At 42.6% G+C, this 14,524-nt stretch carries 12 protein-coding genes and 3 pseudogenes; 10 read left to right on the forward strand and 5 right to left on the reverse strand.

Annotated elements, in window-relative coordinates; translation table 11 throughout:
* The first annotated feature begins 161 nt into the window (after positions 1 to 161).
* The gene (locus ACESPQ_RS04030; protein ID WP_008819577.1) at positions 162 to 581 is read left to right on the forward strand and encodes a C-GCAxxG-C-C family (seleno)protein; all 420 of its coding nucleotides are present in this window, start codon (positions 162 to 164) and stop codon (positions 579 to 581) included.
* Between the two features lie 135 nt (positions 582 to 716).
* Entirely contained in the window at positions 717 to 920 is a 204-nt protein-coding gene (locus ACESPQ_RS04035; protein ID WP_002607907.1) for a hypothetical protein, read from the forward strand.
* A 254-nt stretch (positions 921 to 1,174) separates the two neighbouring features.
* Here the strand turns inward: ACESPQ_RS04035 and ACESPQ_RS04040 are convergent, their stop codons facing one another.
* Complete coding sequence (locus ACESPQ_RS04040; RefSeq protein WP_002607908.1) at positions 1,175 to 1,585, reverse strand: HTH domain-containing protein; 411 nt, start codon at positions 1,583 to 1,585, stop codon at positions 1,175 to 1,177.
* A gap of 459 nt (positions 1,586 to 2,044) precedes the next feature.
* On the opposite strand from ACESPQ_RS04040, the gene ACESPQ_RS04045 reads away from it, so the two are divergent.
* Together ACESPQ_RS04045 and ACESPQ_RS04050 are read left to right on the forward strand one after the other, a co-directional pair.
* Complete coding sequence (locus ACESPQ_RS04045) at positions 2,045 to 3,037, forward strand: PD-(D/E)XK nuclease family transposase (protein WP_373143960.1); 993 nt, start codon at positions 2,045 to 2,047, stop codon at positions 3,035 to 3,037.
* Positions 3,038 to 3,189: 152 nt separating this feature from the next.
* A pseudogene (locus ACESPQ_RS04050) lies at positions 3,190 to 3,669 on the forward strand (hypothetical protein); the annotation flags it as partial.
* 408 nt (positions 3,670 to 4,077) lie between these two features.
* Here the strand turns inward: ACESPQ_RS04050 and ACESPQ_RS04055 are convergent.
* The 4 genes and pseudogenes from ACESPQ_RS04055 to ACESPQ_RS04070 all read right to left on the reverse strand — a co-directional run.
* Positions 4,078 to 4,221: pseudogene (locus tag ACESPQ_RS04055) on the reverse strand (sigma factor-like helix-turn-helix DNA-binding protein); the annotation flags it as partial.
* Positions 4,222 to 4,750: 529 nt separating this feature from the next.
* On the reverse strand, positions 4,751 to 5,437 hold the full coding sequence (locus ACESPQ_RS04060) for a hypothetical protein (RefSeq protein WP_109771154.1): 687 nt from the start codon (positions 5,435 to 5,437) through the stop codon (positions 4,751 to 4,753).
* Positions 5,437 to 5,886: a MarR family winged helix-turn-helix transcriptional regulator gene (locus ACESPQ_RS04065; RefSeq protein WP_002607922.1), complete on the reverse strand. Its 450-nt coding sequence runs from the start codon at positions 5,884 to 5,886 to the stop codon at positions 5,437 to 5,439. The genes ACESPQ_RS04060 and ACESPQ_RS04065 overlap by 1 nt, the downstream gene beginning before the upstream one ends.
* 249 nt (positions 5,887 to 6,135) lie before the next feature.
* Positions 6,136 to 6,566 (reverse strand): annotated as a pseudogene (locus ACESPQ_RS04070) (XRE family transcriptional regulator); the annotation flags it as partial.
* A 564-nt stretch (positions 6,567 to 7,130) separates the two neighbouring features.
* On the opposite strand from ACESPQ_RS04070, the gene ACESPQ_RS04075 reads away from it, so the two are divergent.
* The 6 genes from ACESPQ_RS04075 to ACESPQ_RS04100 all read left to right on the forward strand — a co-directional run bounded on the left by ACESPQ_RS04075 (position 7,131) and on the right by ACESPQ_RS04100 (position 14,478).
* Positions 7,131 to 7,799 carry a response regulator transcription factor gene (locus ACESPQ_RS04075; RefSeq protein ID WP_002607923.1) on the forward strand — a complete coding sequence of 223 codons (669 nt, stop codon included), beginning with the start codon at positions 7,131 to 7,133 and terminating at the stop codon, positions 7,797 to 7,799.
* On the forward strand, positions 7,783 to 9,207 hold the full coding sequence (locus ACESPQ_RS04080) for a sensor histidine kinase (RefSeq protein ID WP_257271278.1): 1,425 nt from the start codon (positions 7,783 to 7,785) through the stop codon (positions 9,205 to 9,207). The genes ACESPQ_RS04075 and ACESPQ_RS04080 overlap by 17 nt, the downstream gene beginning before the upstream one ends.
* On the forward strand, positions 9,197 to 9,958 hold the full coding sequence (locus ACESPQ_RS04085; RefSeq protein WP_055200983.1) for a hypothetical protein: 762 nt from the start codon (positions 9,197 to 9,199) through the stop codon (positions 9,956 to 9,958). Before ACESPQ_RS04080 ends, ACESPQ_RS04085 begins: the two co-directional genes overlap by 11 nt.
* Positions 9,959 to 10,092: 134 nt before the next feature.
* Entirely contained in the window at positions 10,093 to 11,406 is a 1,314-nt protein-coding gene (locus tag ACESPQ_RS04090) for a hypothetical protein (RefSeq protein ID WP_373143963.1), read from the forward strand.
* Positions 11,407 to 11,410: 4 nt separating this feature from the next.
* A complete protein-coding gene (locus tag ACESPQ_RS04095) occupies positions 11,411 to 12,136 on the forward strand; it encodes an ATP-binding cassette domain-containing protein (RefSeq protein ID WP_257271275.1) in 726 nt (241 codons plus the stop codon).
* Positions 12,130 to 14,478, forward strand: coding sequence for a hypothetical protein (locus tag ACESPQ_RS04100; RefSeq protein WP_373143964.1), 2,349 nt, complete (start codon positions 12,130 to 12,132; stop codon positions 14,476 to 14,478). Before ACESPQ_RS04095 ends, ACESPQ_RS04100 begins: the two co-directional genes overlap by 7 nt.
* The last annotated feature ends 46 nt before the right edge of the window (positions 14,479 to 14,524 follow it).

Consider the following 14,524-nt stretch of genomic DNA (forward strand, 5'->3'; position numbering starts at 1 on the left):
GCAGTTCTGCAAAAGCACACGGCACATCATGATGCAACGCGAATACTGCCGGAGCAATCCGGCAGTTTTTCACAGAAGAATGTGACAGAAGATAAATTCATGGTTTTCTTCAAAAGAAACTTTTGGTATACTGAATACGTGAAAGAGAAAGAGGGTTCGATATGTTAGCAGAAACAGCAGTGAAATATTATCATATGGGATACAACTGTGCGGAAAGCATCATTCGCGCAGGCAATGAGGTATATGGTCTTGACCTGCATGACAGGGATATGAAGATGACAGCAGCCTTTGGCGGCGGCTTTCAGATTGGAGATGTATGCGGTGCCCTGTGCGGTGCAGCCTGTGTAGTTTCCGCACGCTATGTGGAAACAAAGGCACACGACTGTTCTTTTCTTCGAACACTGACGCAGAAGCTGGTCATAGCATTTCAAAATAAAATGGGTTCTCGTCTTTGTGCGAAGATTAAACCGGTGTATCACAGCAAGGAAAAGAAATGTGAGCATACGGTGGAAACTGCCGCAGCCATTCTGGAGGAGGTCATCCGGGAATGGGATGAGGAAAGAAAAGGCATACAGGGATAGTAAGTTGTCTTTTCCGCTTTAAGGAATCCTCATAAAATCAGCTTAATCAAAAGAATCAGGCGCATCGGCTGATCAATGTGCTTGATCTTTTACTGTTTCTAAGTTTGCAGTCCTCTTCCTTTGAACAGGAATCGGATGAAGGAAGGAACTCTCGTATATTACCTGGATGAGGGGCAGATTCATGATGGACATGTTATCGATGTGGAAACCAAACAAAACGGCTTCGTGTTCAGTATTGACAGCTATGGAGAATGCGGTGGTTTCTGCCGTATTGATTCTGCACAGATCAACCGCACGGTGTTTGAGGATTTTGAGGAAGCGAAAAAGCACTTAAGATAACATGCGGCTGTTGTACAGCCTGTCACAGCTGCTTTCAATGGGGGTGTTCCGCTTTGTCTGATTGAAAATTTCTTGTCGTATGCGGAATGTCTGACAACTGCTGCCTTTTTTTTCATGCCCGCAGCGCGGTATCATAAAGAAAAGCATACCGACGGACGGATACTACTCACACTTAGGAGAGCACAAAAAAATCAACCGATGTGTATTCACTGTGGTTGATTTTTTTGATTCATTCTTTGCAGTAGGGAAAGCAGTTATTTCCTGCCTGTCTGCTTCAATGCCTGCATGGTTTCATCAAAGGGACAAATCATATTACTCAGTCTGCTGATTTGCGCGGCCAGTGTGTATTTAGTGGAAAGGGGAATCTCCCCGCCCTTTTGAAATGTCGCAAGCTGCTCCTTTTGCACTCCTGCCGTCGCAGCTACAAAGGATAGCGGCAGCTTATATTTTTCTACCAGAACATTCAGCAGTGCCTTCACAATATCGTCATTATCCACCCTCCATGCAGGAAGGGTGATGAAATTGGATACAAACGAACAGATCATTGCCTGTTCCTGCTCTGTATGCTTTGTTACGTTTACACTGATTCCCATTGCCTGCAAAACAGCTTTCATATCAATGCCGTTTACCTCTTCCGCGGTTTGCAGGATGTCAAATAATTCCATATCATAAGTGTCGCTTTCGTAATGCTTTCGTATGCAAGTATGTGCAGGATAAACAGATATATCCAGCAGCATTCCTCTGAACGCAGTCATCTACAGTTTAGCGTAGTAGACAATAAAAATGAAGTAAAAAATACCATCGGTTTCTTAAGTTATGTTAATCGGTGACAGGAAAGTATACGGCTGAAGCTGCTTGTAAATAGAAAGAAATCAAGGATGAAAAGAAATATGGCTGCATTCATGCCTGTAAGGTACACAGAGTGCGCCGTAGGGTGAACAGAGTATCCCCCATCTGTTCATCGACCACTGAGATGGGCGTATTCTGCCTGCTTTTTAGATAAAATCCCTTTTAACGTGAAAAATAGAAAAAGTTATCAAAAATTTGCGGATTTTTTAGGAATTTGACAGATTCCATACGTATAGAAGGGGGTAAGGAGCCCTTACAGAATGGAGGACATAAAAATGTCAAATGCAATGAATCAACTCAACTACAGTAACGATCTATTTTTTAAGTACACCCTTTCCCGCGAGGATGAAGGCTCTGTGTACGCGCGCAACACCATCATTGAACGTGTTACCGGTATCAGGGTAAAGGAAAGCACCGTACTCAATCCCAACCTGGATCCGGACATCATCGGAAAGAAGCGCATCATTCTGGATGTCCACGTGAAGGATGAACAAAATCGTCATTTCAATATCGAGATGCAGACGACCTGTAAGGGAATAGCGGAAATGATGCGTTTTGAATTTTACGGAGCCAGAGCGTTGAACAATCAGCTGAAAAGCGGTGAGTTTTATGATCAATTAAAGCCGGTTTATCAAATCATATTCATCGATGAGTATGCATGGAACAACAGAAATCTGATCAATCAATATCAGATGCGCAATGAGCAGGGAGAAGATGAAAGCGGATATCCGCTCATCCTTCGTACCTTTGTTCATATGCCGGCAATCAATGACATCGTAAAGAAGAAGGAAATGCAGAGGCTGAATGACTTTGAACAACTGGTATACCTGTTTGAAAATAATGAAAAAAATGATATACTGAAGTCGAAGGAAAGGCTGGTGAAGGTATTCATGAACAAGTATGAGGAAATGCAGAAGGATGATGAGCTGTGGTCAACGGCTATGGCGATTCAAATGGGAGAAGCACGTTACCGCAACGGCTTGCGTGACAGCTTTGAAGAGGGAAAAGCTGCCGGAAAAATGGAAGGAAAGATAGAAGGCAGGATGGAAGGAAAGATAGAAGGTAGGATGGAAGGAAAGATAGAAGGCAAGTTGGAAGGAGAAAGGCAGCTCTTACACAAACTCATAGAAATGAAATATCATGAGGATTGCGCTACGTGGCTGCAGGCATTAACTGAGGAGCAGATGCATATCGTATCCACTTTACTTCTGGAATGTGATACCTTCGAGGCTGTCAAAAAGCAATTAAATAAAACTGATACGAAATAAGTTATTCTATACATAATAATTGTGAATTTCTTTTCTATACCGTAAACGAAAGGTTCTCAGCACATGAAGTGCTGAGGCTTTTCATATTGTTCATACAAATGTCATATTTCTCTATGTGGCTGATAATATTGAAAAAAGGGAAAGAAAATCCAAAGTTGAATGAGTTGAATGACTTTGAACAGCTGCTGTATCTGTTTGAAAATAATGAAAAAAATGATATACTGAAGTCGAAGGAAAGGCTGGTGAAGGTATTCGTGGATAAGTATGAGGAAATGCAGAAGGATGATGAGCTGTGGTCAACGGCTATGGCGATTCAAATGGGAGAAGCACGTTACCGCAACGGCTTGCGTGACAGCTTTGAAGAGGGAAAAGCTGCCGGAAAAATGGAAGGAAAGATAGAAGGCAGGATGGAAGGAAAGATAGAAGGTAGGATGGAAGGAAAGATAGAAGGCAAGTTGGAAGGAGAAAGGCAGCTCTTACACAAACTCATAGAAATGAAGTATCATGAGGCTTGCGCAACGTGGCTGCAGGCATTAACTGAGGAGCAGATGCATATCGTATCCACTTTACTTCTGGAATGTGATACCTTTGAGTCACTCAGAAAACGATTAAATAAATCTGACAAGAAATAAGCTGTCTGTAATTTAAGAGAAATTTTTATATGTATTTTTGAATTATTCGCATAAACACTATACTTATAAGCAATTTTATAATTGCAAAAACATTCATTTTACCTGGATATGCCACGATTGAATGAGCCTTGATATGACAATAAAACCGATAAGGGAGATAGCACATAAAAGGGTTCTTTCTAACTTTAGGGTGTTTGCAAAAGGGAGACTTCAGCTTCTATTGATAACTACAATCGTATGGAACTCTCCCTATTTCAAGTTTACCCACAATCGAGAAAGAACCCATAAAAGCTGTGTATCTCCCTTTATTCTTGCAATCTAATATTTCTCTGACTGCCTTTTCATCTCCGCTAGTCACTCTGCAAATGAGGTCATAAGAGGGATAACCATAATCTTTTTTCATTTGTCCTATTTCCTTGCGTTTAATAACTGCTGTGATTTTTTCAGTCCTCTATCCCGTCTACTGTTGATAGCGGAACGCGGTACATGACACAGTTCTGAAATTTCTCTGTCACTCATATCTTGAAAGAAATGCAACAAGATAGTACTACGCTGTTTTTCTGTTCACTCTTTCGATGCTGTACTTAATTTTTGATCAGATATACGAATTACAAAATCCAGCACTTGAAATGATACAAGTTCATGTGAATAGTCATCATTCATACTATACTCGATCCGTTTCATTTTAGGTAATTCACAAAACAGCACTTCATGCTTGAAACGTTTGGTAATCTGCCTTCTATGACTTGATAATGTGCCTTTAATAACAATTAGTAAAGAATTAAACTGTAATCTGACAATATGCTCGAAAGAAGATGTCCTCATAATTTCATCTCCCCTCTACACATGCCTAAATATATAAACTAGTTATTTCGCAGTGGAAATAATGCTTATATCTTTTTGTTAGTACAGAAACAGAACGTGAAAAAGCCCGCACAAAATAAATGGTTTGTACGGGTAAAGGAATTGCAATCTCTTTAAAAAAATAGATATTTATACCGGCTTTTAGTATTCTGATTTTTTCTTGATATATTTCATACAGAAATTTCCTTTTATAGAAGAAGTAAAGGGATTTTAAAGATTAAAATAGGTATTTACCATAGAATAAATAAAATCCCGTATCAACGATTAACAAGATGGCAATGACGATCAGAATGATATAAAAAACATTTTTAACTCCCTTTAGATTTCTGTTTTTGAATTTATCAACCCAATGAACCAGCTTATTCAGAAGATTGCATTGATTTGCAATATATACAATCACTGCCAAGCACTGACTGACTAAAAACCAAATGGTTAAAAGCAGAATGGAGATAAAAATATTATCTGTTTCGCCACTTATAAGCACCACCGCATAAAATGTAGGGTCTGTAAAAGAACTGATTGCAAATACAAAACCCGTAATAATATGTTTTAAAACATTTCCACTAACGGTTTCTTTTGTCTGATTTTCGGTTTGCTTTTTATCTATAAACAATTTTTTTGAAATCCATATCAGAATAAAAATAGAGATAGCAAATTCTAAAACTGCCCATAGGGGACTATCATCACTTGGCGTTACACTCTTTATAAAATCTATTGCAGCTACACCTAAAATCATAGCAAGCCCTACACCGACAAAAATGCTGAACCCTGCAAAAGACAAAAAAAATAAAGTGACTTTTGTTTTCTTTTCGTTGCGTAATCCCATAGATAAAAGATAAACTGCTGTTATGGGATCAATACCAAGAATGCCTAAACCGAAAGTACTGAGTATCTTGTGTATCATTATTTCTCTCCTTGTAATTTTTCAATTTTATGACGGAAAGAACTTAAATAATTTTCAATTAAGCGCAAAATCTCCCGTTGTTCTTGGATCGTCATTTCATCAAAAACCTCATTTTCAGCCTGTTCAATAGGCAAAATGTTTTCATTTATAAAATTTTGACCTTTAGAAGTCAAATAGATTTTCATTTCTCTACCATTTCCTTGATGAAATTCAATCAACCCATTTTGTTTTAATTTTTTTACAGAGGAGTTGACTGTTTGCTTGTTTAAACAAGTATATTTACAAATATCTGTCTGTGTATTACCGTTTCCCAAAATCAGCATTGCTTGTAATATAGAATACGCGCTATCGGATATACCTTGTTTGACAGCAATTTCGTGATACAGTTCATTTACTAACCGATTTAGACGGTCAAATTCCTGTAAAGTTTTATTTTGTTTATATTGCATGTTATCTCTCCTTCAAGTATGAAATCATACTTGAATTATAGTATGATTTCATACTCGTGTCAATGGATATATAGGAAATTTTATTTTCGTGTTACACACAATATGGCAATAAACTACCCCTTTATTCCTCTTGATTACCCCAAAACAGTAAAGAAAAAGTTCTGTCAAGAGCCTTGCCACCGTAGGTGGTGCTGCTTGCACTCTTAATCGGACTCTTTGTTTGCTGTATCTTCCATGAGAGGATAAAAGTTATTCGTCTTCATCTTCAAAATTCATATTTACAATGACCTTGCCTTGGCCGAATGGAGCATAAGGGTTAATGTGTTTGTTTCCCTCTGTGCTTTCTCCAAACATATCAAGGCTCTAAAACTCATCATAGTGGTCTAAAATCTTCTGAAATTTCAAATACTGGACATATTCTTTGATTGGGTAAAGGACGGACGCTGCGATGTCTTTGCCATTGATATATTCCGTGATATACTCCGTAACTGCTATAATTCATAGTCCAGCCATTCTTCCTCATTGTCAAAGTAGTTATCATAGTGCCCGTATTTTAATTCAGCGTTTAACCGTTCTTCCCCTCTGACGAACAGACAGACTTCTTTCTCTATATGAGAAGCAAATTTCCATGTGCGTGACAGCATTTCATTCGGTGTGACTTCTAACACAGCCATTATCTTTAGATACCGCAAAATCAGAGATTCAGCGTTTAATTGCATAGAAGTATTTACCATGATTTTAACCACGTTTGATAGGAAAAATATAAGAAGTCAGACCTTGTTATGCGAGGTTTACCACAAAAGCAAAATGCTCGAATAGCTTGTAAAATTGGGCTATTCGGACATTTGAGAAGATTTGAAAAGATAAGGGAAAAAGCATATATAATTTCATAATAAATACGCATTCCTTTTCCATAATAAAATACTTTGAAGACAACAGAAAAGCCATCCTGTATAAAAAAAGGGATGACTTTTCTTTTCAGGCTCTTCAGTAATCAGCATTATCTCTGTATACATGACTGTAGGTAATGTTTTAATTAACTAGGCCTTTTCCTGCATGAAGATGTGCTGATGAATGGCAATACTGTTTAAGATACACAGTAGAGATTGCTGTATTTGTATTTTTAAGTTGACAAGGTAATTCATGGAGCTGTACGGGATGGTTATAAAGTATGGTAAAATAAAAGGTGACAGGATACAATTTGGATACAAGAATTATGTATCATACAGAAAAGAGGTGATAGCATGCGGCTTCTGATTGTTGAGGATGAACGGGCCATCGCAGAGGTGATGATGCTGAATCTGAAAAGAGTCGGCTATGAATGCGAGTATGCGCAGGATGGGGAAATGGGGGTAGCAATGGTGGAGAAACAAAGCTATGATCTGGTTCTGCTGGATATTATGCTTCCGAAAATCAATGGCTATGAACTGATGGAATATCTTGCACAGCTGCAGATTCCGGTAATTTTTATCACGGCAAAGGGCAGTGTGCAGGACCGCGTAAAGGGTCTGCATATGGGAGCGGATGATTATCTTGTGAAACCGTTTGCGGTGGATGAGCTTACAGCAAGAGTGGAAAATGTGCTGCGTCGTTATCATAAAAGTATGCAGGATATCCATGTACTGGACGTCACGATTCATACAGCGACCCGTTTGGTGGAAAAGGAGAACCGCACCATCGCTTTGACAAAAAAAGAATATGAGCTGCTGCTGTATCTGGTTCAAAATAAAAATATCGCACTGTATCGGGATACGATGTATGAAAAGGTCTGGCATGAGGAGGAGTTTGAACAGACACGCACCCTGGATTTGCATATACAGCGTCTGCGCAAGAAACTGGATTGGCACAGGGTGATTCAGACCGTGTATAAAATCGGTTATATGCTGGAGGTGAAGGATGAAGTTCAGCGATAAGCTCACACTGAGCAGCACTGCAGTTATCGCGATTCTGTTTTCCACCGGCGCAACCTTTATGATGGTACAGAATCATGACCACCTTTTGCAATCCTATATATCCCGCAATATGCAGACGCACGATCTGGAATCCTTTTCTCTGGAATCCAAGCTGACACAGGATGCCACATCCAATCTGACCTCCTTTGGGAGTGATGAAAAGGCAATAAGAAGCCGCTCAATGTATTATCTTCAGCAGGTTGCCAGTCATATGAACCAGCCGCAAACCCAGTATGCTTTGCTGGATACAAAGCATACCGTGCTGTATGCGACAGGGGAGAAAAAGCTGTTTGAAGAGCATTCGCTGAATGACCCGCAGACCTATCGCATTGTCTCCTATAACGATTCCCGTATCATGCTGGTCAGCAGTCAGATCACCGTTGGGAAATTCACCTACCTTTTGGAAAGCGGTTATGATATCACATCCTGCTTTCAGGAGCGAAACCGGCAGTTTCAAACCTTTTTTCTCACACTGCTGTGCGTCCTGCTGTTCTCCTTTCTGCTGCTGAAGCGGCTGTCCGTCTATCTCAGCAAACCGATTCTGAAGCTGCATGAGGCAAGCCGCCGCATCGCATCCGGGAATTATGAGGAACGCACCAGTATCCAGAGTGATGATGAAATCGGGGAGCTGAGCCGCAGCTTTGATGAGATGGCAAAAGCGACCCAGCAGACCATTCAACAGCTGGAGGTAAACCTTGCACAGCGGGAGGATTTTATGAGCAATTTTGCCCATGAAATCAAGACACCGATGACGGCGATTCTCGGGTTTGCGGACACCTTGCGCACGTATGACTGTGATGTGGACACAAGGAAAAAATGTGCGGATTATATTTATACAGAGGGCAAGCGTCTGGAAAAACTGTCCTATACCCTGATGGATCTTCTATCCCTGAGCGGGAAGGACATACAGCTGCAGCCCGTTTCTATTGCCAGTGTGGTGAAGCAGCTGCGCCAATATTACGATGCTGTTTCCATTACGGATCGGCTTTGCTTCCATTGTGCTTCCTGTACGGTGTATGCGCTGGAGGAGCTACTCTTCAGTGCCCTGCGCAATCTGATCGATAATGCCATCAAGGCATCCGACGCCGATCAGGAAATATTAGTAAAGGGAGAGCTGTGCGGGAAGAGCTATCGCATATCGGTAACGGATCATGGAATTGGTATGCGGAAAGATGATATCCAGCAGGCATCCCAGCCGTTTTATATGGCGGATAAGTCAAGAGCCCGGCAACAGGGCGGTGCAGGTCTTGGCCTGAGTATCGTCAAGCGAATCTGCGATCTGCATGGCAGTCCCCTGCTGATTACCAGTAAACTGCATGAGGGAACGGTTGTTGCGATGCTGCTGGAGGTGATCGATCATGAAAACTAGAATTGCATTTGCCTTGTGTCTGGGCGTTTGCAGTCTGTCTGTATTGCTGCCGCTGGGTATCTTTTACATCCAGGACAGCGTTGCAGTGGATAAGGATATCGTGTGGCAGTCATCCACGGAGGATATCGCCAAAAACTATCCGGTTGTCTCCAGAGTATATGCCAATTTCTATCAGGGTAATGAAACCATGATGGATAATGAAAGCTTTCATCTGTCCGATATGAGTGCCTATACAGAGAAGCAGCAGAGTCAGCTTACAGAGGTGAAAAAGAAATATAGCCGGGAGCTGAATCAGCTGCTTGCACAGGGAATCTTTCCCTATGAGCTGCTGGATTTGAAGAAGGGGGAGCCCTTTTCCGTCGAATTCGGCACTTTGTCCCAAATGAGTGAAAAAAGCGGTGCCTGGCAGCTGAATCAGGTATACCGCCTAAATACAGCGAATGATAATATCGGGGATTTCACACTGGACAAGCAGACCGAGAAGATTTTGAATCTTGAATTTTACAGGTATGAAGTAAAGCAGTACAGCGAACAGGAGCGTAAGGAATTCGCCTGGAATATGATTCAGTATCTGGGTCTTGATTCCCTAAAGGACTGGACCTATACCAGATATGGCTATGAATCCTATCAGGCGAAGGTACAGGTGTATTGCGAGGTGGAGGATTTAGGGGATTCCTCACGATTTACGATGGGAATCACACCATTGGGGCAGCATACCTCTACGACATTGTATAATTATATACAGCATTGAGAACGCTGAATATCGGCGTTTTTTCTATTGGTTTTTGTCAAAGCTGCATCGTATTAACAGTGAACAAAAGATACTCGCAGAATATACAACTGTGATACAACCGGATGCTAAAGTAGCAGCAAGGAGATGATATAATGAAAAAACTATGCATGCTGCTTTGCTGTATTACACTGCTTGCAGGCTGTGTAAGCAGGGAACAAGCCATATCGGATAAAGCTGGCGGAAAACCACAGAAGCAGAATGCTTCCTATGAAGCGCTGCAGCTAAAGAGATGGTCGTTTCGCTCCCTCAATCAGGGTGATGGAAATGAACAGGGCTTTTACCGTATAAAAACCATCGATAACGGTGGAGGGAACCTGTATTCCAATATCTTATATACCGATTATGAGAATAAGAAAGAAATCTTTTTATGTGATAAGCCGGAGTGCAGACACAATGACACTTCCTGCACCTCATATTATGCAGGTCTGGATATGATTACGCAGCTGATCGTTCAGCAGGACCATGTATATCTGATAGCAAATGAGGATAGTGTTGTTAATGAAAAAAATGAGACTGTAACCGTACCTGCTAGAATTTTACAAATGGATCTGGATGGTAAGAACCGCAAAGAGCTCTGTCAGCTTCCAAGCGGCTATGGCTTCAGCTATGAGGATTGGGCAGTAGCCGGGGATGTGTTGTATGTTCCTGTGGAGAAGACGGAGAATGTGAGTACCGAAGAGGGAGAAATGAGCTCCGCCGTACAGGTGGTCCGTGAAAAAAAGCTGTATGCCATACAGCTGAGCAGCGGCGAACAAAAGGTGGTTGCGGATATGAAAAACAAAAGCATTCTGGGGTGTATGGGAAGAAATCTCATCGTCAATGCCTACCGTTATAAAGAAGATCCGGAAGAGCTTTTGGATAAGGGGGATTTTGCAGGCTATGACCGCGCATCACAGCAGGCCGAGATTGCGTATGAACGCGTCAACGTGGATAGCGGAAGGGTGGAAAAAAGCTTTCATACAGATGCGGATACTTTGGGTGTCTTTGTCAACGACAGTATCTATTATACGGATACCGGCGGCATGCTGAAGCAGCTGAATATGAAGGATGGCAAGGTATATGCTCGAAAGCAGCTGGATACATCATCAGCCAGCTTGATGTTTGGTGAAGATGACCATCTGTTCCTGTATCTGGGAGAAAAGGAATATATATACAGCTTGAAGGATGACAGCTTGAAACCGGCTACGCTGCAAATGTCGGATACACAGGAGCCGATCCGCCTGCTTGGAGAATCCAGGGACATGTATTATGTCATCTATGATCAGGTCGGAGAGGTAAAGAAGACATGGGCAGGTACGGATCAGTATGAGGCAAGCAGCTATGCCTATGGATTGATAAAAAAGAAGGACTACTGGAACAACAAGGCGGATTATATACCGGTGGATGTCATTGTGAAAGGGGAATAGCAGCATGCTGGAAATCAAAAATGTAAGTAAATCCTATGCGGATAGAAGAGTGCTGCATCATATCGACCTGCGTCTTTCTCATGGCATCTATGCACTTCTTGGCCCCAACGGTGCCGGAAAATCAACGTTGATGAATATCCTGTGCAATCAGCTGAACTATGAGGAAGGCAGTGTTTTGTACAATGATAAGGATATCCGTGAGCTGAAGCAGGCGTATTATGCGTTGCTCGGTTATGCTCCGCAGCAGCAGGGACTGTATGATGAATTCAGCGGGGAACGGTTTCTGACCTATATGGCTTTGCTGAAAAACATCGACAGGAAACAGATACGAAAGGAGGTGCTGCGTGTCGCAGAGCTTGTGAATATGCAACAGCACCTCAAGCAGCGCTGCGGTGCATATTCCGGTGGTATGAAGCAGCGTATCCTGGTTGCGCAGGCATTGCTGGGGAGTCCGGAAATTCTGCTGTTCGATGAACCGACGGCAGGCCTGGACCCGAAGGAGCGGGTGTCTCTTCGTCGTGTGTTTGATTCGCTGAAGGAGGAGCATACCCTGTTGATTGCAACCCATGTTGTAAGTGATGTGGAATCCATTGCAGATGAGGTTATCTTTTTAAAGCAGGGCAAGCTGATCGCGCAGGGTGGTGTTGATGAGCTGCTGCTTTGCCATCCGGGTATCGCTTCACTGGAGGAGCTGTATCTGCATCTGTTTGCCGGGGAAGCGTCATGTTGAAAAATCTGTATGCAATGGAGCTGTATAAGCTGTGGAAAAATAAAAGGTTTCTGCTGTTTCTTTTCCTGCTGCTAGTATGCAATATCGGCTTTCTTTCCTACGAAACATGGGGGCAGCAAAGTGCAGAAACAACAGCCTATCAGAAATTATCCACCCATCTGCAGACCTTATCCGGTGATGAGCGCTTTACGTATCTGCAGGGGCATGCACACGACGTGGAGCTCGCCCTTGTACGTGAACAAATCCGCAATCTGAAAACACAGCACGATCCGCAGGCGGAGATGCGGATTGCAGCCTTGCGCGACCAGTATCCCGAGCTTAATCAAAGCGGAACTACACCTTCTTTATATATCGGTGATCTGGAAGCGGAAACTGCTTTCTTGCAGCCGATTATAAAACAGGCGGACACGGTGAAGCGGTATGCGGATTTTCTCAAAGAGGTCGAACAAAAGGCAAAAACGATATCCGCCATTTCCATATTTGCAAAGGAAGATAGCTTCTCCATCCGCAATATAGAGAAAAGCAAAGAGGATTATGCGGCAATGCATACAGTATCTATTGATTTCCAGCTGCAGGATGCCTTGCTGAAGGCGTTATCATATCCCATAACCGCTGTACTTGTCATGCTTGCAATTTTTCTGCTTGCGACCATGGTATATCAGCAGGAGAGTCAAAGAAAGCTGCTGCCGATGCTGTATGGGAATTTACGCGGCCGGCATACCTATATGAATACGAAGACGGCTTCCATTGCAGTATCCTCTGCTGTGATTGTTGGCCTGTTTTACGGGAGTAATCTTCTGCTTATGGAGCTTGCGTATGGCGGCATTCACCTGTCTGCTTCCCTGCAATCGCTTGCGGCTTTTCAACAATCCATTCTGCCAATCAGCATTTACCAGTTTCTTTTGCTGTTTTTCTTTCTGAAGATATGCATCTGTTTTATTTTCGCTCAGGCAATGCTGCTTCTCTGCATGGTTTTTAAGCATAGGGTAATCAGCTGTCTCAGTATGATTGCCTGTGTTCTGTTATCCTTGTTCATGCATATATTCCTATCTCCGACCGGGACCTTCCGTGTACTGTATTATCTGAATCCGATTCGCCTGTTTCAGGTGATTGAGCTGTTACAGGGCTATGTGAATTTCAATGTGTTTCAACAGCCTGTATCCCTAACATTGCTTTACGGCAGCCTGCTTTTCATTACGGCTGTACTATTGTTCGTGCTGCTGCATATCATGGTGGAGCGCTCTGGTCGTAGCTGTCAGCTTCCGGCATGGATACAGCGTATACATATGCCCGTCACCTGCAGTTTATGGGTACAGGAGTGCTATAAGCTTTTCTGGGTACAGAAAATAGCGCTCGTCCTGCTGGCTTTTGCCGGATTTCAGCTGTACAGCTATTCGCATACGCAGCTGTATACAAGTGAAAAGGAACGGTTGTGTTCCTCTTATATGCAAACGCTGCAGGGGGAGCTGACCAAAGAAAAGGAGCAGTTTCTTCAGAAGGAAAAGACCTATTATGAGGATTTGCACAAACAGGAGGCACGTCTGCAACAGCGTCTTGATCAAAAAGAAATCAGTATGGCGCAGTATCGCCGCCAGGTGGAGCCGATTTCCAACATGCTGTTAAAGGAGGAAACCTTTCAGGAGGTGCTGCAGGAATATGAATATGTAAAGCAGGATTCCTCACGTCAGTTTGTAGCTCCCTTTGGCTATCGGCGACAGTTTTTTGTATCTGATCGCTGGAGTACACTGATCTTTCTCTTCCTGTTTCTGCTGAGTATAGCGAATCTTCAATGCATTGAATATCGCAATAAACGGCAGATTTTGTTACAGACATGCGTGCATGCAAAAAAGGCGCTGGTAAACAGAAAGCTGATACTTGCATTACTATGCGGTACTGCCCTGTTTATCATGGCGCGTCTTCCACAGCTGCTCCTTCATGCAAAAACCTATGGATTTCCATGCATTACAGCGTCGATTACGTCCCTGCAGGAGTTTGCACAGCTGCCAGCCGGTATCCATATTGCAGGCTTTATGATAATGGCGGCAATCCTTCGAATGTGTGCCCTGCTTCCGGTTATCATGTTCTGCTTTATGGTTTCTGTCCGTGTCCGTCAGCAGCTGTTTACGCTGTTATCGGCATTGTTGATTTTTTTGTTTCCACTGCTGCTGTCTGCCGCCGGTATTCATGTTCTGGATGCGGTGAGTCTGTATCCGCTGCTGTATAATGAAAGCTGTATGACATCTGTTTCCGGAATGTGGAATCTATTGTTTTCCATCCTTGGTTATTTTCTGTTTTCCATTGCATGCTACCGCCTTGCCCGTTCCTTTGAAAAGCATGTATAAGAAAAAACACTTCCCGTTCATAGCTGCATTTAAGCAGAAGGGAGGT

This window comes from Clostridium sp. HGF2 (assembly GCF_964240115.1).
GTDB lineage: Bacteria > Bacillota_I > Bacilli_A > Erysipelotrichales > Erysipelotrichaceae > Clostridium_AQ > Clostridium_AQ innocuum.